We start from the raw sequence: 23,566 nt of genomic DNA on the forward strand, positions 1-23,566 counted from the left end.
CCAAGGTCTGACTGCTGGCTCCACGACCGCAGCGGGCAAAGAAAGGCGCCGACGGCATGACCAAACAGTTCAGCCGCCGAGGTGGGCCTGGAACCCATCGAAGAGATCTCGTCTGGCATCTGCACGCCGATCACACCGGCGGCCTCCTCGCAGCGAAACGCGTGCGCACCGTACCTGCTGCAGCTGTCGGGATAGACGAGGTCGTGAGTGCTGTTGGCAGCGACGGTGCTCGCACGCAGATGATGACCGGTCGACCAGGCGCGATTCGGCGGCGAGCGACAGGCCCGGCCGACGAGCGAGCTCCAGGCTGGTCATTCCGAACGACCTGGTCCGTCAGCACCGCTCCAAGTAGTAGATGTTCGAGCGCCGATCGCCGACGACACCGGAGGCGAAGCCGAGGTAGAGCCGGGGCCGTCCTTGACGGTAATCGATCGCGAGGCCTTCGGGTTCGCGGAAGTCCAGGTCGGCCCCGGTGACGTTGTGAAGCCGCTCCACCAGCTCGCCGGTGCGCCAGTCAATACGTCCCAAGTGGGTGTTCCCGGGCACAGGGTTGGTGTCGCTGTAGCTGTTCCCGTCGATTGTGTACATGGAGTCGCCGTCGAGCGCGTAGCCCTGGAACGTGCCCAGGCCCTCCGGCCGGGCAAAGTCGGCGACCGGGTCCGGCACCCGACCGCGCAATACTTCGCGTAGCGGCAGGATCGCCACCCGCTTGTCGACCCCGCTCCAATAGCAGATCGCCATCCGGCCCGCGCGGTGGTCGATTGCACAGGTGTACTCCTGCGCGTCCGGCACCGGCTGATGATCAATCGTGCGTGGATCGTCCTGCTCCATGGTTGCGCCGTGCTGCCAGGGCACCTGTTTGAGCACGGTGCCGTACCCGTTGTCGTTCACGCGGCCTTCGATCCACAGGTCGAGCCCGCGGCGGCCTCGGTGCACCCCGAAGGAGACCGCATGCCCGTACCCGAGGAGGGTCATCCAACCGCGGATCCGCCCGCGCCGATCCATCTCGGTGATCCGTAGGTCGCCGGCCTTCCCGGCGGAGCCCGCAAGCAGCTGGGCGACGAATAGCCTGCCATGGTCGGGCTCGAAGGCGAACGACTGCTGGATGGTCTCTGACGACAGGGATGCGCCGGTGAAGAGCGGCACGGCCTCAGCGCCGAGGTCGAAGGACGGCGATGCCGCCGACGCCGGCCATGCGCCCGCGCCAAGAAGTCCCGTTGCTAGGCCGCTCACTGCTCCTAGGCGAAGAACGCTCCGACGATCCCACTGTTTCGTGTCCATCTGCTTCTCCCCATCGAGGCCGCCGTCCGGCGGCTGGAAGTCACCGAGGCTACCGATGGCGGGAGGCGCCTTCGGCCCGCGCTCCGATGAGCGGGCGTGCGCGCGGTTCCGGATCGATCGTGGCGCGGGGTCCCAGGCTCCGCGCCCGCTGGGGCTGAGACCTGCGACTCGACGCGTGGTGCTGGGCAGGTTCCCCGCCGAGGCGCCGCCGACCCCGCAGGTCCCCGCACCTGCCGCAGGTGCCTACTGGTAGCTCACGAAGTCCGGCACCGGTGCCACGGCGTAGGTCTCGGCCGGGGTCAGCATCGGGAGATCCTCGTCGATGAAGTTCTTCCAGCCCCAGTAGACCCCGGCCGGGGCGTTCACGTGGAGGGTGGCCCAGGTTCCGGCCTTCGCTGCCTGGGTTCCCTGTCCGTCGGCGTGGATGAGCAGGGCCACCTCGGCACGGGCCGTGTCGAGGTTCTCGCGGCCCTCGATCATCGAGAGGCTGAACTGGTGCAGCACGATCAGCTTCTGCGGCAACCGGTTCGTCTGGACGAAGTCGGCCAGATAGTTCACCACCGAGTTGACCTCGTCGATCCCGACATGCCCGATCTGACGCAGGTGCACCTGATCCGGCTCGAGCCGCCACTCCGGGTCGAGCGCGATGCCCACGTTCGGGTACCGCAGCAGCGACTCGTACTGCTGGACCTGGTCGAGGAAGCTCGTCCGGCCGGGCTGGAAGTCCAGCACCACGTACTGACCGGCGGCCTGGGCGGCCTCGATCAACGGCACGAATCCCTCGGCGGCCCACTCGTTGGAGTAGTTCCCGTCATCGCCGGCGCTGCCGGACGCGACCGTCACGATGATCTCGAGCGCCGGCACCACGGTGTCCGTGGTGAGCGGCTGGTACGTGGCCGCAGTATCGGCGGCCCGCTGCACGGTCGCGGGCGTGTCCTGCTCGCCGAGCAGGCCGAGCGACGGCGTGTGCGGGCTTCCGTACAGGGCGACATACCGCTTCCCGGAGAACACGAGTTGTCCACCGCCGGGCAACTGAGTCCCGGTCGCCGCTGTCTCGCTCTGCCAGGTGAACTGGGTCAGGTCACCGTAGGTGGTTCCGATGCCGACCACCGATGTCGCAGTGGCGAGCGCGGCCATCGCCTCCGCCGAGGCACGCGGGTCGCCCGGGATGGCCAGCACGGTCCCGCCGACGGCGCGCACGATGCCCACCGCGGCCACCTGGACCGGGTCACCGTCGGCGAGCGCGACGACCCCCTCCAGCCGTTCCGTGGGTTCGAACTCCGGCATCTCACCGACCGCATCCGGTGTCTGATCCGGGTCGACGGCGTCGCTCGGGTCGGGCTCCGCGGGGTCGCCGGAGCCGGTCGGTTCCGCGGGCTCGGTCGCGTCGGCGTCGCCCGCGTCGGCCGCCGAGGTGGCGTCGGTCGGGGCAGCCTCGCCCGTGTCGGAGGCGCTGGGCTCCGCCGCACCGTCGGCCGAATCCGTGGCGGCCGGGTCCGTGGTCGCCGGATCCGTGGCGGAGGGTGTCTCGGCCGGATCGTCCGCAGCGACCTCCGGCAACACCTGATCGGTCGCCAGCGCGGCAAGTGCGGCGACCTCGCCGCCCGCAGCCGGGACCTCCGCCTCGGTGAGATCGAGACCGAGCAGCTCCCCGAGGTCGCCCACGTCCCCGGGTGCCGGCTGGATGTTCAGCCCGGTGATGTCGATCGACTCGAGGACGACCCCGCCGACCGTGACCACGGTGCCGACGCCCAGGCGGATCCACTCCTGCTCCACGCCCAGGTCATCCACGCCGGTCAGCAGCACGGGCGCGCCGAGCGCCGCACCGATGGAGGCCGCCCGGGCGCTGGCGTGCACGTCTGCCGCCGGCGCGACCACGGCGACCTGCGCGGACTCGAAGAATGTCTGGCTGGCCATCATGGCCAGTTCACTCGCGTCACCGGACGCGAACAGCGTCGTCGGTTCGGCCGGAGCCTGTGTGACGGCGGCCGGCCGCGGTCCCTCGGACGTCGTCGGATCCGACGGGTCGGGATCGAGGTTCACGTTCCCGTCGCAGCCGGCCAGGACCAGGAGCGCAGCCGCCAGAACGGCGAACAACGCGCGCGAACGATGACGCAAGGGATCTCCCGCCCAGATCTCGACTCACTGACAACCCCGGTAGCCGGGGCAGCACCACTGTACGCAATGGATCTGAGCGTCCGGCGGGACCTCCTGCCAGGGTGCCCGCCTGACCGGGCTACCCGCCGGGCCGCCGGACCGGGCTACCCGCCGGATCCACCGACCCGCCGGGCCTGCCCTGCCCCCAGTCGCAGCCCCGCGTCCATCCGCTCGCCGCCGAGCACCAACGTGGCCACAACGAGCTCCCCACCCAGGCAACGCAACTCGAAGCCGCCGTCGCACTCACGCAGGTCGCCCCAACCCTCGTCGGTCAGTACCGGCCAGCTCCCACCGACCGGCGGCGCGTCCAGCGCGAGCGTGCCGGTGGTCGCGTCCCAGCGGTGCCCGGTGACGGCGTCCAGCACGCTCCACCCGGAGAGCGCACGCACGTAGTGGTCACCGCACTCCACCTGGTTGTACGGGTTCCGGCGACGTCCGTCGTACCGGCCGTGCAGCCCGCGCAGCACGGCGTCCGCCTCAGCGGTCAGGCCCTCCATGATCAGGTGCGCCGCGAGCTGCCCCTCGGAGCCCGTCCACACCTCGTCGCAGTACCTGGTGGGCACCTCGGGTCGCCCACCGCTGGGCCAGGTGCACATCAGGAGTCCGGTCTCGTCGCCGTCGGCGAACACGCGGTACCCGTTGACGAAGTCGGTGAAGCCGGTGCGCAGGTTGTGGCGCACCACCGACCGCAGCGCCGTGCGCACGTGCTCGGCCGGCAGGATGTGCCCGAGGCCGAGCAGGTGCGCCCACCACTGCCCGATCAACTGGTCGCTCAGGCACCCGGACTCCCACTGGAACACCCGCGGGTCGCCGACCTCGAGCACCTGCACGTAGTACTCACCGGTGAACAGCGCCTCGTCGTAGGCGGCGCTGCCCTTCTCGAACCACCCGCGCCACCGCCGCGCCACGTCCTCGCGGCCGACGAGCCGGGCCAGTTCCTCCCCCGCCCGCAACGCCGCGAGCCACAGGGTCCCCATGAACGGGTTGAGCCCGGCGAGGTCGATGTCGTGGGTGGACGGCTGGATCCCGTGCAGCATCCCGGTCCCGCCGGTGTCCCACCTCGCCGCCACGTACTCGACCAGCCGCTCCACGTTCGGCCAGTACCGGTCCAGCCACTCCTGCCCCGCGCCGCCGCGCACCTCCCGGTACGTCTTCAGAACGGTGCCGAGCATCCCGTCCAGCGCGGGCTCCTCCGGCCCTCCGATCAGCCGGTCCCACAGCTGTGGCAGGTACGTCGGCGAGATCACCCGGTGCGGGATGAAACCCTCCGGCGCCTGCATCACGTCGAACTCGCACTCGCGCATGTCCCGTTCGATCTGCGGGAACAGCCGGGCGATCCCCTGGGCGTAGTTGTACACGTGGGTGCAATTCAGCGGGCAGGAGCCGCCGACCGACCCACCCCACATCGTGGTCGAGGCGCCCTGCACCCCCTCGAACCCGAAGAAGTGCCCGTCGGCCGTCCGGAAGAACGTCGGGCTGCGCACGATCGCGGCCTGCGCCGCGAGATGTTCGACGGCGTCGCTCGCCAGTGCGGTCCCGCGCAGCATCGTGGTCCACGCCCGGGAGTCGGCCTCCAGCTCCGCCCAGTCGCTGCGGACCCGGGCGGCGACCGCCTCGGCGTCGGGGTACACGGTCGTGTAGTGGTTGCCCAGCCAGAACCGGGTCGGCCCCCACTCGGGTCGGATCCCGCCGAACTGGATGAAGTTCATGTACCGGTTCGGGAAGTGCCAGGTCAGCGCGAACCGCACGGTGACGCTCTCACCCGGATCGACGGAGAACTGGGCGGCCAGGCCACCGTTCCAGGTGCTGCCCTCGGGGCTCGCACCGGAGGCGGCCCAGGTCCCGCTCGGCTGCGGGTCGGCCATCGTCGTCGGCAGGTGCGCCCAGTCCTGCGCCCCGAACGGGTGCCGTGCGCGCAGGAAGTCCAGGAACTGCCGCGGGTGGGTCCACTGGGGCAGGGCCGAGGTGTACGGGGCGTCCGCGGTGAGCACCATCTGCCCGGCGCCGGGGTCCTCGGGAGCACGCGTGTGGTTCTCCAGGATCAGGTCGGTCCACCCGTCCCGGCGCCGGATCCGGTTGGTGTTGCCCCCGTACCCGGGCGCCCGGACGCCGTCCGGCGCCAGCGTCCCGTCGGAGCCGACGGCGTTCTGCACCGCCCCGCCCAGCCACCCGTGCACCGGCGTGACGTCGGTGTTCGTGATCGTGAAGGTGAACATCGCCGTCGGCAGGCTGCTGCGCTCGAGGTCCAGCGGCACCATCGGGGTGAACGCCTCGAGGCTGATCCGGACCGGCAGTTCCTCGTCGTGATAGTCGACCCGACCGAACGGGTAGGTGCCCGTGAAGGTCGTGCCGTGGACGCCGTCGGCGTCGGCGAGCAGGTCCCGCTGCCACTGCGGCACCTCGTCGTCGCTGACCATCGGGGTCCGCGTGGCGGCCGGGTCCGCCGGCGGCGCCTGGAGCACGCGAACCGCGTCGAACGGCGGCTCCCACTGCGCGATCCGGACGGCGAAGAAGGAGTACGGCAGGTCGCCGCGGTGGTTGCCGATGTTGTGCAGTTGCCACTGCCGCAGGCCACCGTCGGCGCCGATCGCGAGGTTCCCGGTGCCGATGCCGCCGAGCGGCATCGCCACGTGCCGGCCCTGCGTGTGCTCGATGGATCGGGCGACGGCGGAGGTCGCCTCCGTGGTCGGGCGGGTGTCAGTCATCGGTGCCGTTCGTCGTGGGGGTCATTTGATCCCGGAGATCCGGATGCCGCTGATGATGTAGCGCTGGAAGATCAGGAAGAGCACGATCACCGGCGTCGCGGCCAGCGTGGACCCGGCCAGCAGCAGCCCGTACTCGATGCGTCGTTCGGACCGGAACGTGGCCAGGTACTGCTGGATCTGGGTCAGCGCGGAGTCCGGTTCGGTGATCGTCATGATCGGCCACACGTACGCGTTCCAGAATGCCAGGAACGAGGTGATCCCGACCACCACGAACACCGGCTTGGACATCGGCAGGAAGATCGCCGTGAAGATCCGCCACCGGTCCGCGCCGTCGATGAGGGCCGCCTCCTCGATCGAGGTCGGGATGCCCAGGTAGAACTGCCGGATGAAGAAGATGTGCACCGCCGCGGCCGCGCCGGGGACCACCAGCACCGCGAGCGTGTTCAGCAGTCCCATCCGGGTCACGACGATGTAGGAGGTGAGCAGGATCGCCATGCCCGGGATGAACATCGTCATCAGGACGACCACCCAGATGGTCCGCTTGAACGCGAACTCCAGCCGCGCGAACGCGTACGCGGCCATCGAGTTCACGGCGAGGCTCAGGGCCGCGAACAGCAGCGCCCCACCGAAGGACACCCCGACCGCCCGCAGGAACTGCGGGTCGGAGGCGATGTCGACGTAGTTCTGCGGTTGCCAGACGTCCGGGAAGAACTGGAACGGTGAGCTGACCACCTCGTTGCGGGCCTTGAACCCGGAGATCGCCATCCACGCCAGCGGGAACAGTGCGGCGAGGAAGATGGCCGCCGAGTACACGTACCGGAGTACGGCCCAGCCCGGGCCGCCGGCGCGGGCCGACCGTCGGTGCCGGTGCACGGCATCGCGCGCCCCCGCCGACCGGGCGGGGTCGGGTTCGGTGACGATGATCGGTGCGGACGCAGCCATCAGGCATCCACCGCCTTCTCGGAGTTGATCACCCTGAAGATCACCGCGGACAGCCCGCCCAGCACCACGAACAGCAGCAGTGCCGCGGCGATCGAGTAGCCGACGGTGTCGTCGTTGGTGAAGCGTAGGAAGATGTGCAGGTTCGGCAGCAGGGTGGACTGAACCGGGCCGCCGGAGGTCATGATCAGCGGCAGCTCGTACTGCTGGATCGTGGCCACGAAGCAGGTGACGAGCAGGTACAGGCCGATGTTGCGCATCAGCGGGACCGTGATGAACACGGTCCGCTGCCACCAGTTCGCCCCGTCCAGCTCGGCCGACTCGTAGTAGCTCTCCGGGATGTCCAGGAGCCCGGCGAGCATGATCAGGGACGCGAGCCCGAGGCCGAGCCAGATCGCCGGCGCGGTCAGCGCGAGGAGGGCGGTGCTCGCGCTGCCCAGCCACGGCTGGTTCTCGAACCCGACCAGACCGATGAGCCAGTTCAGCAGCCCCTGCCGGTACTCGTAGATGAGCACGAACACGATCGAGGCGATCACCCCCGAGATCACCGTCGGGATGTAGATGCTCACCTTGAGCAAAGTCCCCATCCTCTGCCCCATCGCCTTGACGAGGTTCGCGAACACGAACGCGAGGATCAGGATCGCCGGGACCACGATCACTGAGAACCGCAGGCCCCGGCCGATCGAGGCCCAGAACACCGGGTCGGCGAGCACCAGGCGGAAGTTGCGGAGCCCCACGAACACCGACTCCGTGTAGAAGCTCCAGTTGAAGAAGCTCACGTACCACGCGTAGACGAGCGGCCACAGCACGAAGATCCCGAGCAGGACCAGCGCCGGGGCCAGCATCAGGAACGCGATCCGGTTGTCGCGGTGGGCCGGCTTGGGGCGGCGGCGCGCCCGGCCCTTGGCCGGCGGCGCCTGCGCCTGGATTGTCGTCATCTCATCACCTTCGAAGAGTTCCCCGGTCGGAAGAGTCCAAGGCCGGGTGGGTGCGCCCGGCGGGGCCGCACCCACCCGTCCTGTGTCAGCTCCCCGTACCGGCCAGTTGGGAGTTCGCGATCTCGGTGTTGATCTTGTCGTTCGCCGCGGCCAGCGCCTCGGAGACGGGGGTGCCCTGCATGGCGGCCTCGATGGCCTCCCCCATCGCCAGGCTCACGTTCCACGGGTAGCCCGGCTCCGGCTGCGCGAACGGCACGATCTCCTCCTGGATGACGGCGTTCCACGGGTTCACGGTGTCCACGTCCGGTAGGGCGCTGATCGCCTCGGCCACGGACACCCGCGGCGAGACCTTGGAGAACTGGGTGGCCTCGAAGAACGGGACCACGTTCTCGGTGTCGCCACCGAGCGCCCACTCGATGAAGGTGGCGGCCTCCTCGGCCACCTCGGTGTTGCCGTCGACGGCCCAGGTCCAGCCGCCGAGGGTGGCCGTGGTCTGGCCGCTCTGCCCGTCGAAGGACGGCATCGGGGCGACCGCGACGTTCGGGACCAGGTCGGGGTAGTCGCTGAGCAGCTGGCTGGCCGCCCAGGAGCCGTTCGCCATCATGGCGTACTGCCCGTCACCGAACGTGGACGCGTCCGGGTAGCCGACGCCGTCCGCGGGCGGCAGCGCCCCGCTGGCGAACAGGTCCTGGAACGCCTGCAGCAGCGGTGCGTAGTCCTCGGTGGCCATGCCCTCGGACCAGTCGTCACTGATCGGCAGGTGCCCGGCCACGTTCCACTGGTAGCCCCAGGTGGACCAGGACATGTCCGGCGCGTTCTGGGCCAGCCGCATCCCGAACACCTCGTCGTTCGTGAGCAGTTCCGCGTCGGCGACCAGTTCGTCCCAGGTGGTGGGTGGCCCGTCGATCCCGGCCGCCTCGAACAGGTCGGTGCGGTACCAGAGGATCGCGGACGGCTCCACGAGCATCGGGTACGCGTACTCCTCGCCGTCGACCGTGACCGAGCCGCGCACGTTCTCCTGCAGGTCGTCCCAGGCCTCGGCGCTGATCAGGTCCGAGAGCGGCGTGATCTGACTGGTGAGCGCTGCGTTGCGGACCCCGCCGTAGTTCATGGTGCGGATGTCCGGGGCGTTCCCGGCGGCCTGCGCGGCCGTCATCCGTTGCTCCCAGGCGTCGCCGGGCACCGCGGTGAGGGTCACGTGCACCTCGTCCTGGGACTCGTTGTAGGAGTCCACGACGGACTCGTACCACTCGTTCTCCTCGTCGGTGAACGACTGCTGCCAGAACGTCACCTCGGTGACCCCCTCGGGAACCTCCTCGCCACTCGCGGAACCTTCGGGGCCGCCGTCGGGCGTTCCGCTGCAGGCCGCAAGCACCAGAGCGGTGGCGGCCACGACACCGAGGCCGCCGGTCAATCTGCGTGTCGAACGCATCTCATCCTCCTTGATGATCGGCTCCGGTGGAGCCTCGGTTGGTTTCACGCGGGCGCCGGCACGAGGTCGGCGCTGTACCAGAACACGTTGTAGGGACCCCAGATCGAGAGCGTGAAGTAGATCGTGAGGCCGTCATCGCTGACGTAGCGGGGATTCAGGTACGGGCTGTACAGCCCGGGCGTCTGCGCCTGGGTGGTCAGCACGTGCGGCTCGCTCCACGGACCCCAGGGGGTGATGCCCTCGGCGAGCACCGCGTCCCCGTCCGTGGAGTAAGTCATCAGCCAGCGTTCCAGGGTGGGGCTGTAGACGACGGAGAGTTCGCCGATGGTGCCGTCCAGGATGGTCTGCGCGTCTGCCATCGACTCCGACCAGATCGGGTCCCCGTCGTCGTCGGTCCCGGCGAAGTACCGGTACGCGCCCAGGTCCTCGACGGCTTCGGTACTGGCCGGGACCTTCATCAGCTGCACCCCGCCGAACCGACCGGACGGGATGGACCAGAAGTACAGGAAGTCCTCCCCGTCCTCGGTCACCTCGGCCACCGAGACCTGGACGAAGTTCGAGTCGCCGGGCCACTGCGGGGCGGGCAGGGTCTCCCAGGTGGCGCCGTCGTCCGTGCTGCGGGCCAGGCCCGCGTGGTTGGCGTCCCACTGGCCCGGGTCGCCCCAGTGCAGCACGGACATGTACTGCAGGTAGAGCGTCTCCCCGACGGCGAAGCCGTGGGTGGGGATCTTCGTCACCTCTCCCCCGGCGTCGTTGCCGTCGTGCTCGCCGGGCACCACCTCGAGGGCGAGCCCGATGTCGTCGAGCAGCCAGCCGTCGAAGGTGAGGCCGTCGGCCGGGTCGTCGTCGGTGGTGTAGGCCACCGCGTTCGAGCGCCAGTTGCCACCCTGCCCGCCGACGGCGTCGGGGTCTCGGGTGCCGAACGTGTCCCCGAACACGAGGTAGGTCACCTCGCCGACGTTGAACATCGAGCCGAGGTCGGTGCCTGCCACGGCCACCGCGGCGGTGTCGTTGAGGGTGCTGTCCGGGCCGGTGAGCTGAGCGATCCGGGTGACGTTCGCGACGCCGTCGAGCACGAACGGGCGGTCGGGGTCGGTGTTCACGTCGGGTCCTCCTCCGGTCGAGCCGCACGCGACAAGTGCGGCGGCGGCCGCCGCCGAGATCGTCGCCATGGCCGCCCGCCTCATCCCAGCCTCGGCAGCCGCTGGCCCACCGGTGCCAGCGTGAGGTGTTCGGCCGGGGTCTCCTGGTACCAGTAGGCGGTGGAGGAGAGGTCGTCGCTGCGGCGGTTCGCATGCCCGTGCTCGATGGTGACCCGGATCGACGTGGTGAACGGCACCGGGTCCTCGATGTGGAACCGGTACGTCGAGACCTGCCCGGACCAGTTCTCACCGCCCGGCAGCGTGATGCCGTGGTACGGCGCGCTGTAGCTCTCCGACGGGCACCAGGCCGTGTTGAAGTAGTCCTCGGTGCCGGTGCCGTGCAGGCTCGGTGGCCACGCCTCGCCGTCGACGAAGATCATGTCGTCGCCCTCGCCGTACCAGTTCCACTCGGCGGTGTGGCGCAGGTTCGTCACGTTCAGGACGCAGCCGACGTAGTGCCCGCGGCCGGTGGTCTCCAGGATCGTGTAGTTGCCGTCCCCGGTGAGGTTCGGGCCCTCGAAGAGCAGCTGGGAGTTCGTCAGGCCCGCCGCGGTGGTCTCGTCCAGGCCGGCCGTCGGGTTCTCCCGGTTCCAGGACGCGTGGAACCGCCCGAGGCCGTCCTCGAGGACGTCGAAGGCGTCGTAGTCGATGTAGTAGTAGAACCAGAGCACCTCCTCCGCGCACTCGCTGATGATCTCGAACCGGGCCCGGGTCGCGAAGGGCATATGGAAGAACGAGTTCAGCGCCTTGCCGTCCTGCGGGCTCATCTGCAGCGGCGCCGACGCGTAGTTCACGGTGCGCCCGTGGCCCACCCCGAAGAAGTCCCCGAGCGGCACCAGCACCGAGGGGTGCGGCGAGTCGTCCCAGTAGACCGCCAGCACCAGCTTGCGCAGGAAGTCCCGATCGGCGCTGTCCGGGCTCGGCGCGTCCCGAGGGGCCACGGTCATCCAGATGTGGTTGATCGAACCGGCGCCGCGCAGGTCGGCGAGCTCGACGGTCTCGCCGGGGTGCAGCGTGAGCCGGTCCTCGTTGCCCCCGGACCGGTCCCAGCTGGACGCGCGCAGGCGCCGGTGCGTGCGCAGCCGCGGCAGGTCGCGCAGGCTGCTGCCGTACGGGCCGTAGCCCCCAAGGGCGGTTGCCATCTCGATCGTCTCCATCTCCTCCGCGGTCATGTCTGCCTCGCTCAGGTCCCGGCAGGCGCGCCGGCGAGTTCGAGCACCTCGGCACGGGTCGGCGCGGACGGCGCGCCGCCACGCCGGGTCACGGCGACGGCGGCCGCGGCGTTCGCGAACGCCACCGCCTCGGTGAGGGCGTCGCCGGCGGCCAGGCGGGCGCCGAGGCTGCCGCAGAAGGCGTCCCCGGCGCCGATCGTGTCCACCACCTCCACCCGGTGCCCGGGCACGTGCACCTCCGGGCGGCCCGGCTCGAGCACGAGCGCGCCGTCCGGTCCGAGGGTGACGATCAGGGCGTGGGTCCGGCCCGCCACGGCCCGGCGCGCCACGTCGAGGACCGGTTCGCCGGCGTCGGCGCCGGCGAGCTGGCGTAGTTCGCCCTCGTTGGGGATGAGCACGTCGACAGCGTCCCCGAGCTCCGTGGGGACGGTCGCCGCGGGCGCGGGGTTGAGCAGGACGCGCACGCCGGCGGCCCGGGCGATCCGGGCGGCGTGCACGGTCGCGTCCATCGGCAGCTCGAGCTGGAGGAGCAGCACCGCCGCGGACTCGATCCGGTCGCGGGCCGCCTCGACGTCGGCCACCGTGACGGCCAGGTTCGCCCGTGGGATCACGATGATCGAGTTCTGGCCGGCCTGGTCCAGCACCGGCAGACCCACCCCGGTGCCGTGCTCGGGATCGGTGCGCACGTCCGCGGCACCGATCCCCTCGCCCGCCAGGAACTCCCGGAACTCCGCGGCGAAGAGGTCGTCGCCGAGGCGGCCGATCACGGTGGTGGCGGCCCCGGCCCGCGCCGCGGCGACGGCCTGGTTGAAACCCTTGCCACCCACGAAGGTCGCGAAGTGGGATCCGATCAGGGTCTCGCCCGGGCCGGGCCGTCGGGGGGCAGTGGCGACCAGGTCGTACATGAAGGAGGCCAGCACGCAGACACCGCCGCGGCCCGTGAGTTGGGCGGCGTTCATGGGGTCACCTGCCGCGGCGTCGAGGACACCTGCCGCGGAGCGGTCCCGAGCAGCTGGTGGCCGAGCGTCCCACCCGGGTGGCGTTCGGCGAACTGTGCCGGGGTGAAGCCGGAGAGCGTCATCAGTGCGATCGCGAGGGCGTCCCCCACCGCGAGGGTCGACGCCGTCGAGGCCGTCGGGGCGAGCCCGAGGGGATCGGCCTCTCCGTCAACGGAGATGTCCAGCACCACACGGGCGAAGAAGGCCAGCGGCGAGTCCGGGTTGCGGGTCATCGCGATGATCGGCACACCCCACCCGGTGAGCATGTGCGCGAACTGACACACCTCCGCGGTCTCGCCGGAGTTCGAGATCAGGATCGCGACGTCCGCCGGCGTGGCCGCGCCGGAGTCGCCGTGCAGGGCCTCACCGGCGTGCACGAACTGGGCCGGTGTGCCGGTGCTGGTCAGGGTGGCCGCGATCTTCTGAGCGATGTGGCCGGACTTGCCGAGCCCGGAGACCAGGACGCGGCCGCTGGAGCCATGGATCAGGGTGATCGCCTCCGCCAGGGCGGGCTGGACCCGGTCCGCCGTGCGGGCGATCGAGCGGGCCTCGACGAGCATGGCGGCATGGGCGGCGGAGATCGCGTCCGCAAGGGTGGCCACGGTGCCCCTCTCAGTGCGTCGGTGCATGAGCGTTGCGTGCTGGTAATCGATTACTAGAAATCGATTACTTGAGAGTAGGTGCGGTACGCCCGGATGTCAACGGGCCACGGCCGACGGGTTGCGATGGCCAACCTGACCAGCCCGGTCACCTCCCCCGCCACCTTCACGCGCCGCCCGCCGCCGTCACGCCCCGCCCGCCGCCACGCGCCACCCAGCCGCCGCCACGCGCCGCCCGCCGCCACGCGCCACGCGCCACCCAACCGCCGTCCCGCGCCGCTCGCCCACCGTCACGCCCCGGCGAACGCGAGGTTGTTGGCTTCCGCGGGCGATCAGGAGCCAACGATGTCGCGTTCGACGGGCCGCCAGGCCGGGCTGGGCTGGGCCGTGACCCTGCCGGGGCTGGCCCGGGCCGGCCGGTCAGAGGATCTCGAGCCGATCGACGTCCGGGGCCGGCGGCCGGGTGGTGACCGGCGCGTCCAGGTAGAAGAACGCGGTGGAGGCGATGTCGTCGTGCAGCGGGAGGTAGCGGCCGCCGCTGCGCCAGCCGAGGGCCTGGAGGTCCACGGAGAGGTCGGTATCGAAATGGATCGGGTCCGGCACGTGCCAGCGGTACATGCCGAAGCGCTGCTGGGAGGCGTACAGCCCGTCCGGACGCAGCACCTGGTGCAGGCCCAGGTACGGCGTCGTGAACTCCGTGTAGCCCTGGCCGGGCACGTCGAAGTTCCACGCACCCCCGAAGTAGTCCTCGGTGCCGGTGCCACAGATGGTCGGGTACGGCTCGGCCGCCGAGGCGTCACCGTCCAGGTAGAACTTGATCTCCCCCTCGCCCCACCAGCCGGTGGAGTTCACACCCCAGGCGACGTAGGTGCCGACGTACTGTCCGCGGCCACGGACGCCGTCGAGCAGCACGTGTGTGGTCGCGTCCGGCAGCGGGTTGCTGCGTCGCCACTGCGCGTGCAGCCGGCCGGTGCGGGCCACGTCCCCGCCCTCCTCGTAGGTGACCTGGAAGTACACGACCACGGGCTCGGCACCGAGATTCTCGATGGTCAGGTGGGCGCCGTCGGAGAACGGCATCGGCCAGTAGGAGTTGAAGCCGCCGTGGGGGTTCACGGCGACCATCGCCGAGCTGAGCTGGGCGAAGGCACCCCAGCCCTGACCGAAGAAGTCCCCGACCGGTACCTCGATCGCCGGCTCGCTCGCGGAGTCCCAGTACGCCCGCAGCAACAGCCGGCGCCAGTTGTCGGTGTGCGTGGTCAGCCAGATGTGGGTGATCCGCCCGGCACCGGGGATCCGGGCCAGGTCGTAGGTCTGCCCGGGCTCGATGCGCACGCTCGGGGAGACCTTCCAGCCGACGCCCAGGTCCCGGGCGGCCTCGGCGCCGGTGCCCGTGGTGGCCCGCCCTCCCCCGCCCTTGGCGCCGTCGGGGTTCTCCGGGCTGATCGAGCGGGTCCGTACGTCTCGGAGCGCGGCGAGGTCATTGGTGAACATGGGGTCTCAATCTGTGTCGGCAGCGGTGGGGCGGGTCAGACGGTGGCGGTGGTGCCGCGGATCAGCAGGCGCGGGGGCAGGAGCAGATGGATCGGTTCGATCTCCGGGTCCTCGGCCCGCGCCACGAGGCGCTCGGCGGCCCGGGTGCCCATCTCGTCGACGGGCTGCGCCACGAGCGTCACGGCCGGACTGACCATCTGGGTCCACCGGTCGTCGTCGACACCCACGAGGGAGATCTCGTCCGGCATCCGCAGCCCGCTGGCCTGCACGCCGCGGTAGGCCCCGGTGGTCAGCGGACCGTTCATCGCGAAGATCGCATCGGGGTGGTTCCGCCGGCTGGCGAGCGCCGCCCGCACGGCGGTCTCGGCGTCGTCGATCTTGAGGTCGGTCCGCACCATCCTGGCCGGGTCGAGGCTCAGCCCGGCGTCGGTGAGCGCCATCCGGACGCCCTGGAGCCGGTCCTCGGTGGTGCTCACCCCGGACGGCCCGGCCAGGCACATGATGTCGCGGTGGCCGAGCATGAGCAGGTGCTCGGTGGCTAGCCGTCCGGCCTCGACGTTGTCCAGCAGGATCGTGTCCCCGGTGAAGTCGTGGACCCGCCGGTCGACGACCACGGTGGGCACCTGCGCGGTCAGCAACGCGCTCAGGTCGGACTCCGCCTCCGAGGTCACCGAGACCACCACGCCCGCCATCCGCTGGGCCACGGCCGTGGACAGGTAGGAGCGTTCACGGTCGAGCTGCTCGTCGGTGTTGCAGAGCATCACCGAGATGCCGGAGCGGACCGCGACGTGCTCGACCGCCGTCACCAGGGACGTGAAGAACGGGTTCTGCACGTCGGAGACGATCGCGGCCCAGACGTCCGCGCGCTGGCGCCGTAGCGCCCGGCCGTTCGGGTTCGGCACGTACCGGGTGACCTCGGCGGCCCGGCGGACCCGGACGGCGAGCTCCGGGTCGACGGTGCCGAGCCCGTTCAGCACCCGGGACACGGTCGCCGTCGAGACCCCGGCCTCCCGGGCGACGTCCGTGATCCGTGCCGCTCGCTGCTGCCCACTCACGGTGCCATCCTCCCGCCGTCGCCGGTTCCGGGCCATGCGCCGAACACGGCGAGTTCGGACACCGACGTGTACCCGGCCCAGCCCCCGGCGCGACCGACCAGCCGGACCCCGGTGCCGACCTGTGGCTCCACCGTGAAGGTGTAGGTCCGGGTCCCCGTGGCGGTCCAGTCCGCCGGGTAGGGCGGATCCACGGTGGCCGGCACGACGGTCCAGTCCGCGCCGCGGCGGACCTGTACCTGCGGTGGCGCGTCGAACCATCCGGACCCGTAATCGTGCGGACCGGAGGTGAACTCCAGTCGTTCGAAGCGGACCGGACCGGGCCACGTGTAGCCCCAGTACTCGGTGTCCTTGACCAGCCCGTTCCAGGAGTCCTCGGCCCGGTCGGTACGGCCGTCGTTGAGGACCTCGATACGCCCGCTCCGGCATGCGGTGGCGATCGCACGGGTCCCGGGCGCGGTGGCCAGGTTGCCGTCGGCAGGCTCCGCGACCGGTGCCGGTCCGGCGGTGCCCGGCTCAGGCATCGGGTCCAGGCGCAGCGGCCGCAGCGAGAAGTGGTAGCTCGAGCCGCCGTAGGTCGAGGCGCCCACGAACCAGTTGGACTGGACCCACGCGTCCCGGCCGTCCGCGCTCAGGAACTTGCTCGGGATGGTTGTGGCGTAGCCGCCGTGCCGGGGTTCGGCGGAGCGCGGGCCGGCCCACGGGAATGGGCCGAAGTCGTGGCTCAGGAACGGCCGCCACGGTCCCCACGGTGCGGGCGCCTCGTAGAACTCGAACGTGTACTCGGTCCAGGACGTGTACAGGTACCGGGCCAGTCCCGGGTTGTAGACGATCCCGCCCTGGGCGAGCACCGACCCGGGCACCGGGGGCGGCGCCATCGGGACCGGCGCCGCGGTGCCGACCCGACGGGTGTCGGTGAGGACGGCCACGCGATCGGTGAGACGAGGAGACCAGGAGGGGACGCCGTCGGGCGTGAGTCCGCTGAAGAACGCCCAGGCGGCGCGGTCCAGGACCGAGGCCGCCGGGACGCGAGCCAGGTACAGGTCCTGCGGGTCCGGTACGACGCCCGAGTACGAGGTGCGCCAGTTGTGGTCGAGGCCGTACGCGTACACGTAGCCGGCCGGGTCCGCCTCGCCCGGCCCGACGGCGTCGCGCAGCACGGCGGCGCCCGTGTTGCTCTGCCCGAAATCGAGGAACATCACCGTGGTGAACTCGTCGGTGAACATGGCGCGCTCGGGCGCGGTCCAGGTGCGACCGTAGTCGCGGGAGCGGACGATGCCGGCCGCGGGCGCCGTGTTGAACGTGTCCGGCGAGGGGCCGCAGCGCAGGTCCTGCACGGCCAGGTACAGCTCGTCGTGCCCGTCACCGTCGCCGTCGACGGCCACCATGCCGGTCGGCTTGCTGTTGAACCGGGCCGGGTCGGTCCAGACCGGCGCGACGTCCCGCCCGGACGCCAGCCGCTGCCCGCTCAGGCCGGAGGCCGGGTCGCCGTCGATGCGGTTGATGACGATGTCCGACCACGGCCCGTCGGAGAATCCGAGGCCGTCCCCGCACGCGGCATACAGGCCACCGTCGTCGGCCCACGCGCTCGGCCAGAGGTCTCCGTCGCTCGGTGAGGAGACGGTGGCCGCGTAGGAGAGGGCGGCGACCGCGAAGAAGTCCGACGGCGGGGGCGCAGTACCGGGACGTTCGGCACCGCCGCGGGTGGTTCCGTGGGCGTCGTCGCCCGTGCGGGCGGCGCGGTCGGGCGGCACGCCACGGTCCGCGCGGGGGGCCACCCCGGGTATGCCGGTGAACTCCTCAGCCTGAGTCACGCCGCCTCCAGTGCCGGTAATCGATTACGCGTAATCTACCCACACCTGGCAACCCCGGGCTCACCCGCCGCCTACTCCGCGAGTGCGAGCACGCCGTCGGCGAGGACCAGGCCGCGCTCGACGAAGGTCGCCGTGACGGCTCGCGCCACGGTGGCGAGGTCGGAGACCCCGGTCTCGGCGGCCACCGACGAGGTCACGGCGGGGTCGACATCCTGGCCGAGGGCGGCCGCGCACGCGGCCGTGACCTCGGCGAGTGGCGCGGTGTCGCCGACCTGGATCACCGAGCTGACCTGCCAGGCACTGCGGGAGACGCGCTGCGCGGTGCCGCTGATCTTGACCGCCCCGCGGGCGTTCACGCTGAACTCACCCGGACAGTACTCGGCGGGCACCGGTCCCACCCGGGCGTCGATGCCGAGCCCGGCGAACACCGCGACCAGCGCGTCGGCATGGGCGACGAAGCGGTCCCGGGTCTCGATCCGCGCCTGGGTGTCGGCGCCGTACTGCTCCACCACGAGACTGCCCGGATGCAGCGGCGCGAAGGCCCCGCCGACCGGTCTCAGGACAGGCCGGAAGCCGGCCGCGCGGGCGAGCTCGACGGCGGCCGGGTACCCGGGATGCAGTGCGTCGCGTCGGCTGAACGCGACCATCCGGCCGAGCCGGCGCAGCTGCAACAGACGCACCGGGCTGCCCGCCTCGTGCAGGAGGTGCAGGAAGCCGGGCACGTGCGCGAACGGGTCGCCGGAGTCGACGGTCCCGGCGAGTCGGTCGCGCCAGCGCGGCAGTGGCGCGTCGGCCCACTCCATCGGCGACGCGCCGGCCGGCATCACCGCGGGGGTTCGGTGCCCGACCCGGCCGGACCGGGCCCGGCGTCGGTCGCCCCATCGGAGCGGCCGGTCGTCCCGCCCTCGCGAGGGGTGTCCGACTCGAGCCCGTCGAGCTCGTCGAGCGACACCGGCCACTCGAGGGAACGAGCCCGGGAGGCACTGCGCGGGGTGTCCCGCACCTCCGTCGGGTCCGCGTCCGCCGTCGGGTCCGCGTCCGCCGGCGGGTCCGCGTCCGCCGGCGGGTCCGCGTCCGCCGGCGCGGCGGCACCGCCGGCGAGCGGTGGCGCGGGCGGGGTGGCGGCGCCCCGGTCCGACTGCGGCGCAGGGGCGGTCGCGGCCTGTTCCGACGGCGGCGCGGATCCGGCAGAGCCGTCATCGAAGGACGGCGAGGTGGTGGCATCGAGCCGGCCCGCGGTACCGGCGCCGAGCGTGCCGGCTCCGGCCGCGTCTCGTTCGGCCTCCGCGTCGGCTCCCGGCTTCTTGTTCCGGGAGCCCTTGCGCCTCCGTGCGGCCCGCTCGTTCGCATCGGCGTCCTCGCCCGGCGCCGTCTTCGAGATCTGCCCGGAGGCGACCTTGCCGCGCAGTTCCTCGAGCTCACGCTTGCGGCGCCGAGAGCTCCAGACCAGGTACCAGATCGCCACCGCGAGCAGCACGGCGACGATCACGCCTATCAGGCTCGCCAACCGGAACGACGGCGCCCGGATGAGCATGTCGGTGCGGGCCACCTCGGTGCTCTCCAGCCCACCGACGGCCACCGCGAGGGTGAGCACGTTCGGCGCCAGGAGCAGGACCGCGATCGCACCGATGATCAGCCGTGTCCGGACCGTGTACCTGGCCCGGATGGCCCACACGCCGAGCGCGATCGGGATGGCCGTGAACACGAAACCGATGGGCAGGCCGACGAGGATCCCGGCGCTGCTCACGCCGTCGACCTGATCGCCGATGAGCCGCGCCCACCAACCGGGCAGCACGGCGCTGCCGATCAGGTACAGCACCACCAGCACGGCCACGGCCGCGAGCACGATCGTCGGCCACCGCAACCACGCCGGCAGGGCGGCCTTCGTTCCGATCGTGACGTCGCGGCCGGGCTTCGCGGCCCGTCCCCCGTCCCCACCCTCGTTCTCGGGTGGGTTCGCGTCCCGGGCTGTTCGTGGGCTCATGCGGCCATCTTGTCAGGCCCGGCCGGCGCCGCATCCGCGGCACTCCGGGCTGCGACCTCAGACCAGCGAGTCCTCCCACGCGTGGTGCAGCGCAGCGAACCGGCCGTCCCCGGCGATCAGCTCCTCCGGGGTGCCGTCCTCGACGACGCGGCCCTGGCTCATCACGAGCACCCGGTCGGCGATCGCGACCGTGGACAGCCGGTGCGCGATGATCAGCGCGGTCCGGTCGGCGAGCAGCGTCTGCAGGCCGCGCTGGACCAGCCGCTCCCCGGGGATGTCCAGGGAGCTGGTCGCCTCGTCGAGGATGAGCACCGCCGGATCGGCCAGGAACGCCCGGGCGAACGAGATCAGCTGCCGCTGGCCGGCGGAGACCCGGCCACCGCGCTTGTTCACGTCCGTGTCGTAGCCGTCCGGCAGCGCCAGGATGAACTCGTGCGCCCCGACCGCGCGGGCGGCGGCCTCGACCTCCTCGTCGGACGCCTCCGGCTTGGCCAGGGCGATGTTGTCACGCACCGTCCCGGAGAACAGGTAGGCCTCCTGCGTGACCATCACGATGGCGCGACGCAGGTCCTTCGAGGAGAGGTCCCGCAGGTCGACGCCGTCGAGCGTCAGCGAGCCACCTGTCACGTCGTAGAACCTGGCCACGAGCTTGGCCACGGTCGACTTGCCGGCACCGGTCTGCCCGACGAGTGCGATGGTCTGCCCGGCCGGGATGTCCAGGTCCAGGTCCGGCAGCACCACCTTGCCCGCGCCGTAGCCGAAGGTCACGTCGGTGAACTTCAGGGCGCCCCGGGCGTGCGGCAGCGGCACGGGTTCGGCGGCCTGACGGACCGTCGGGACCTCTTCGAGCAGCCCGGAGATCTTCTCGAGCGCCGCCGACGCGGACTGGAACGAGTTGTAGAACATTGCCATCTGCTGGACCGGCTGGAAGAACCGCTTCGTGTACAGCAGGGTCGCGATGAGCACACCCACCTCGAGCGAACCGTCGAGCACCCGGAACCCGCCGATCGCGAGCGCCACGGCCACCGTGACGTTCCCGGTGAGTTGCAGTGCCGGGTCGTAGATGCCGTTCAGGCCCATGGTCCGGGCGGTGTTGGCGCGGTAGTCCTCGGTGAGGTCGCCGTAACGCTGGTTGTTGGCGTCCTCGCGGCGGAACGCCTGCACCGCTCGGATCCCCGTCATGTTCTCGACGAAGTTCACGATCAGGCGCGCGGAGGCCACCCGGGAGATCCGGTAGAGCACCTGGGAGCGCTTCTGGAACCACCGGGTGATCAGCCACACCGGGATCGCCGCGACGAGGAGCACCAGGCCTGCCTGGACGTCCAGCAGGAACAGCGAGACGGCGGTGAACACCATGTACAGGAAGCCGGACGCGAGGGACGTCACGCCCGAGTCGAGGAGCTCGCGCAGCGCCTCCAGGTCCGAGGTCTGCCGCGAGATGATCCGGCCAGAGGTGTACGACTCGTGGAACTCCAGGCTGAGTCGCTGCGTCTGCCCGAACACCCGCTGGCGCAGGTCCAGCAGCACGGTCTGACTGACCCGCGCGGCGAGTCGGATGAACGCGGCCGTGGTGGCACCGGCGACGATCGCGGCGAGCACGTACCCGCCGCTGATCCAGATGGCCGGGCCCCAGTTGCCCGCTTGCGCCTGCGGCAGCGCGGTGTCGACGGCAAGCGCGATCAGCGCCGGCCCGGCCACCCGGGTGGCCTGCGCGACCACCACGAGGGCCACCGTGACGATGAAGACGCCCCGCAGCGGAGCGAGCGTCGAGGCGAGCAACCGCAGCGACCGCCGTCGGACGATCTTGCTGTGCTCGCGGTCGAGCACGCTGTTCTCCTCGTCCGCCACCCCGATGGGCACGGACGTGGGCGCCGGGGTTCCCCTCATGAGCGCACCTTCCCCACGAGCTCGCTCTCCTCTTCCTCGATCAGGCTCGAGATCACGAACCGGTAGTGGTCATGGCTGACCAGCAGTTCGGAGTGGGTGCCCACCCCGGTCACCCTGCCGTCCTGGAGCACGGCGACCCGGTCGGCGAGCGCCACCGTCGAGGGACGGTGGGCCACGATCAGGGTGGTGGTGCGCTCGAGCTCGGCGCGCAGCTGCGCGGTGACCGCCTCCTCGGTGGTCACGTCGAGCGCGGACAACGGGTCGTCCAGGACGAGCACGTACGGGCGGGCGGCGACGGCCCGGGCGAGCGCGAGGCGCTGCCGCTGACCGCCGGACAGGCTCATCCCCTCCTCGCCGATCAGGGTCTCCACGCCGTCGGGAAGGTCGTGGACGAACTGGGCCTGCGCGACCGTGATGGCTCGGTCCAGATCCGCCTCGTCGTCCTGGCCGGGTGGTGCCCCGAACAGCACGTTCTCGCGCACGGACGCCGAGAACAGGGTGGCGTCCTCGAACGCGATCGAGACGAGCGTGCGTAGGTCCCGGCGGGTCATATCGCGCACGTCCACGCCGTCGATCCGCAGCGAACCCGCGGTGACGTCGAACAGGCGCGGCACCAGCGCGGCCATGGTGGTCTTGCCGGATCCGGTCAGGCCGACCAGGGCCATCGTCTCGCCGGCGCGGACGTGCAGGTCCACCCCGGAAAGAACCTCCTCGCGCGGCGCCTCGCTCGGTATCGAGGTCTCGGCCGGGATGAGGTCGATCGGCGGGGCATCCGCGTAGTGGAAGTGCACGCCGTCGAAGCTCACCTCGCCGCGCGGCGCCGTCACCCGGACCGGCTCGTCCGGGTCGGTGACGGCGTTCTCGCTGTCGAGCACCTCGAAGTACCGGTCCACCGCGGTCTTCGCGTACAGGGACATGGACACGAGCTCGCCGAGTCGCTCAACCGGCCCGTTGACGACCCCGGCGGTGGCGAAGAACGCCACCAGGGCGCCGACGGTCATCTGCCCGTCGACGACGAGCCAGATCCCGAGGAACACGCACAGTCCGAGCACGACCTCCGAGATCGTCATGATCGCGAACGAGAACGCGGACAGGGCGCGGGCCTTGCGCAGTTCCGTGCCGCGCAGCTCGTCGGCCTGGGTGGAGAAGTTCTTGTAGGCCTCGCGGCCCCGGCCGTACGCCTTGAGCACCCGGATGCCGTGCACGGACTCCTCGACGGTGGTCGCGAGGTCGCCGGCCTGGTCCTGGCTCTGCCGGGAGATGCGGCGGAACCGGCGCGAGAATCGGTAGGAGAAGATCACGACGGGCAGGGCGCCGATCAGATACGCGATCCCGAGCGGGCCGGACATCCGGATCATCAGCACGATCCCGACGATGATCGTGGTGGAGTTCACCACGAGCATCACGATCCCGAACGAGAGCCAGCGGCGCAGGCTGGACAGGTCGCTCATGGACCGGGACAGCAGCTGTCCGCCCGGCCACTGGTCGTGGAAGGAGACCGGCAGGTCCTGCAGGTGCCGGAACAGCGACATCCGCAGGCCCGCCTCCACGCGGGTGCCCGGGATCAGGATGAATGCCCGCCGGGCGGCGATCAGGCCGGCCTCGAGGATCCCGAGACCGAGGACGAGCATCACGGCGAACCAGACCCCGGAGGTGTCACCGTCCTCGACGGACCCGAGCAGCGGACCGTTGACGGCGAACTCGAGGACCTGCGGGATCGCCAGCGCGCAGAGGCTGGCCCCGAGGGCACAGACCATCCCGGCGATGAGGCGAGGTAGGGCCGGCTTGACGAACGGATAGAGCCGGGCGAGGGTGGCGACGATCGGCGTGTCCGCCGAGGAGGTCGCTGGGCGGGACTTCACGAGTGCGTCTGGGGGGTTCGAACCTTCAGTGACGGCATGGCAGAGCTCTGACCTCCGAGGGTGCAGGTCGTTGGTGACTTCCGCATCGGTTGTCCGACGGACGCAGTCGGCGC

Annotated in this window: 17 protein-coding genes; all 17 read right to left on the reverse strand. The window is 71.1% G+C overall.

What is annotated here, in order from left to right:
- Positions 1 to 333: 333 nt before the first annotated feature.
- The 17 genes from GKS42_RS16085 to GKS42_RS16165 all read right to left on the reverse strand — a co-directional run bounded on the left by GKS42_RS16085 (position 334) and on the right by GKS42_RS16165 (position 23,453).
- Positions 334 to 1,233, reverse strand: a complete 900-nt coding sequence (locus GKS42_RS16085; RefSeq protein WP_154794747.1) for a phage baseplate protein — start codon at positions 1,231 to 1,233, stop codon at positions 334 to 336.
- 291 nt (positions 1,234 to 1,524) lie between these two features.
- Positions 1,525 to 3,399, reverse strand: a complete 1,875-nt coding sequence (locus GKS42_RS16090) for a hypothetical protein (protein WP_154794748.1) — start codon at positions 3,397 to 3,399, stop codon at positions 1,525 to 1,527.
- Between the two features lie 143 nt (positions 3,400 to 3,542).
- Positions 3,543 to 6,143: a GH116 family glycosyl-hydrolase gene (locus GKS42_RS16095; protein WP_154794749.1), complete on the reverse strand. Its 2,601-nt coding sequence runs from the start codon at positions 6,141 to 6,143 to the stop codon at positions 3,543 to 3,545.
- 21 nt (positions 6,144 to 6,164) lie between these two features.
- The gene (locus GKS42_RS16100; RefSeq protein WP_154794750.1) at positions 6,165 to 7,085 is read right to left on the reverse strand and encodes a carbohydrate ABC transporter permease; all 921 of its coding nucleotides are present in this window, start codon (positions 7,083 to 7,085) and stop codon (positions 6,165 to 6,167) included.
- Entirely contained in the window at positions 7,085 to 8,020 is a 936-nt protein-coding gene (locus GKS42_RS16105; RefSeq protein WP_154794751.1) for a carbohydrate ABC transporter permease, read from the reverse strand. The genes GKS42_RS16100 and GKS42_RS16105 overlap by 1 nt, the downstream gene beginning before the upstream one ends.
- A gap of 85 nt (positions 8,021 to 8,105) precedes the next feature.
- Positions 8,106 to 9,452 carry an ABC transporter substrate-binding protein gene (locus tag GKS42_RS16110; RefSeq protein WP_154794752.1) on the reverse strand — a complete coding sequence of 449 codons (1,347 nt, stop codon included), beginning with the start codon at positions 9,450 to 9,452 and terminating at the stop codon, positions 8,106 to 8,108.
- Between the two features lie 44 nt (positions 9,453 to 9,496).
- Positions 9,497 to 10,624, reverse strand: a complete 1,128-nt coding sequence (locus tag GKS42_RS16115) for a glycoside hydrolase family 183 protein (protein WP_232847695.1) — start codon at positions 10,622 to 10,624, stop codon at positions 9,497 to 9,499.
- An 11-nt stretch (positions 10,625 to 10,635) separates the two neighbouring features.
- A complete protein-coding gene (locus GKS42_RS16120; protein WP_232847696.1) occupies positions 10,636 to 11,766 on the reverse strand; it encodes a glycoside hydrolase family 172 protein in 1,131 nt (376 codons plus the stop codon).
- 11 nt (positions 11,767 to 11,777) lie between these two features.
- Entirely contained in the window at positions 11,778 to 12,725 is a 948-nt protein-coding gene (locus GKS42_RS16125) for a ribokinase (RefSeq protein WP_154794754.1), read from the reverse strand.
- Positions 12,722 to 13,393, reverse strand: a complete 672-nt coding sequence (locus tag GKS42_RS16130) for a KpsF/GutQ family sugar-phosphate isomerase (RefSeq protein WP_210769201.1) — start codon at positions 13,391 to 13,393, stop codon at positions 12,722 to 12,724. The genes GKS42_RS16125 and GKS42_RS16130 overlap by 4 nt, the downstream gene beginning before the upstream one ends.
- A 390-nt stretch (positions 13,394 to 13,783) precedes the next feature.
- On the reverse strand, positions 13,784 to 14,854 hold the full coding sequence (locus GKS42_RS16135; protein WP_154794755.1) for a glycoside hydrolase family 172 protein: 1,071 nt from the start codon (positions 14,852 to 14,854) through the stop codon (positions 13,784 to 13,786).
- Between the two features lie 35 nt (positions 14,855 to 14,889).
- Complete coding sequence (locus tag GKS42_RS16140) at positions 14,890 to 15,909, reverse strand: LacI family DNA-binding transcriptional regulator (protein ID WP_168217866.1); 1,020 nt, start codon at positions 15,907 to 15,909, stop codon at positions 14,890 to 14,892.
- Positions 15,906 to 17,720, reverse strand: a complete 1,815-nt coding sequence (locus tag GKS42_RS16145) for a DUF4185 domain-containing protein (protein WP_168217867.1) — start codon at positions 17,718 to 17,720, stop codon at positions 15,906 to 15,908. Before GKS42_RS16145 ends, GKS42_RS16140 begins: the two co-directional genes overlap by 4 nt.
- A gap of 71 nt (positions 17,721 to 17,791) precedes the next feature.
- Positions 17,792 to 18,523, reverse strand: coding sequence for a lipoate--protein ligase family protein (locus tag GKS42_RS16150; RefSeq protein ID WP_168217868.1), 732 nt, complete (start codon positions 18,521 to 18,523; stop codon positions 17,792 to 17,794).
- A gap of 20 nt (positions 18,524 to 18,543) precedes the next feature.
- Entirely contained in the window at positions 18,544 to 19,704 is a 1,161-nt protein-coding gene (locus GKS42_RS16155; protein WP_154794759.1) for a hypothetical protein, read from the reverse strand.
- Positions 19,705 to 19,761: 57 nt separating this feature from the next.
- Positions 19,762 to 21,591, reverse strand: coding sequence for an ABC transporter ATP-binding protein (locus GKS42_RS16160; RefSeq protein ID WP_154794760.1), 1,830 nt, complete (start codon positions 21,589 to 21,591; stop codon positions 19,762 to 19,764).
- Positions 21,588 to 23,453, reverse strand: coding sequence for an ABC transporter ATP-binding protein (locus GKS42_RS16165; protein WP_413230928.1), 1,866 nt, complete (start codon positions 23,451 to 23,453; stop codon positions 21,588 to 21,590). Before GKS42_RS16165 ends, GKS42_RS16160 begins: the two co-directional genes overlap by 4 nt.
- Between the last annotated feature and the right edge of the window lie 113 nt (positions 23,454 to 23,566).

The sequence above is a fragment of the Occultella kanbiaonis genome, assembly GCF_009708215.1.
Lineage (GTDB): Bacteria > Actinomycetota > Actinomycetes > Actinomycetales > Beutenbergiaceae > Occultella > Occultella kanbiaonis.

Excerpts from the sequence above, each read along its gene's own strand:
- GKS42_RS16095 (WP_154794749.1), bottom strand. The coding sequence starts at position 6,143 with ATGACTGACACCCGCCCGACCACGGAGGCGACCTCCGCCGTCGCCCGA.
- GKS42_RS16100 (WP_154794750.1), bottom strand. The coding sequence starts at position 7,085 with ATGGCTGCGTCCGCACCGATCATCGTCACCGAACCCGACCCCGCCCGG.
- GKS42_RS16105 (WP_154794751.1), bottom strand. The coding sequence starts at position 8,020 with ATGACGACAATCCAGGCGCAGGCGCCGCCGGCCAAGGGCCGGGCGCGC.
- GKS42_RS16110 (WP_154794752.1), bottom strand. The coding sequence starts at position 9,452 with ATGCGTTCGACACGCAGATTGACCGGCGGCCTCGGTGTCGTGGCCGCC.
- GKS42_RS16115 (WP_232847695.1), bottom strand. The coding sequence starts at position 10,624 with ATGGCGACGATCTCGGCGGCGGCCGCCGCCGCACTTGTCGCGTGCGGC.
- GKS42_RS16120 (WP_232847696.1), bottom strand. The coding sequence starts at position 11,766 with ATGACCGCGGAGGAGATGGAGACGATCGAGATGGCAACCGCCCTTGGG.
- GKS42_RS16125 (WP_154794754.1), bottom strand. The coding sequence starts at position 12,725 with ATGAACGCCGCCCAACTCACGGGCCGCGGCGGTGTCTGCGTGCTGGCC.
- GKS42_RS16130 (WP_210769201.1), bottom strand. The coding sequence starts at position 13,393 with ATGCACCGACGCACTGAGAGGGGCACCGTGGCCACCCTTGCGGACGCG.
- GKS42_RS16135 (WP_154794755.1), bottom strand. The coding sequence starts at position 14,854 with ATGTTCACCAATGACCTCGCCGCGCTCCGAGACGTACGGACCCGCTCG.
- GKS42_RS16150 (WP_168217868.1), bottom strand. The coding sequence starts at position 18,523 with ATGGAGTGGGCCGACGCGCCACTGCCGCGCTGGCGCGACCGACTCGCC.
- GKS42_RS16155 (WP_154794759.1), bottom strand. The coding sequence starts at position 19,704 with ATGAGCCCACGAACAGCCCGGGACGCGAACCCACCCGAGAACGAGGGT.
- GKS42_RS16160 (WP_154794760.1), bottom strand. The coding sequence starts at position 21,591 with ATGAGGGGAACCCCGGCGCCCACGTCCGTGCCCATCGGGGTGGCGGAC.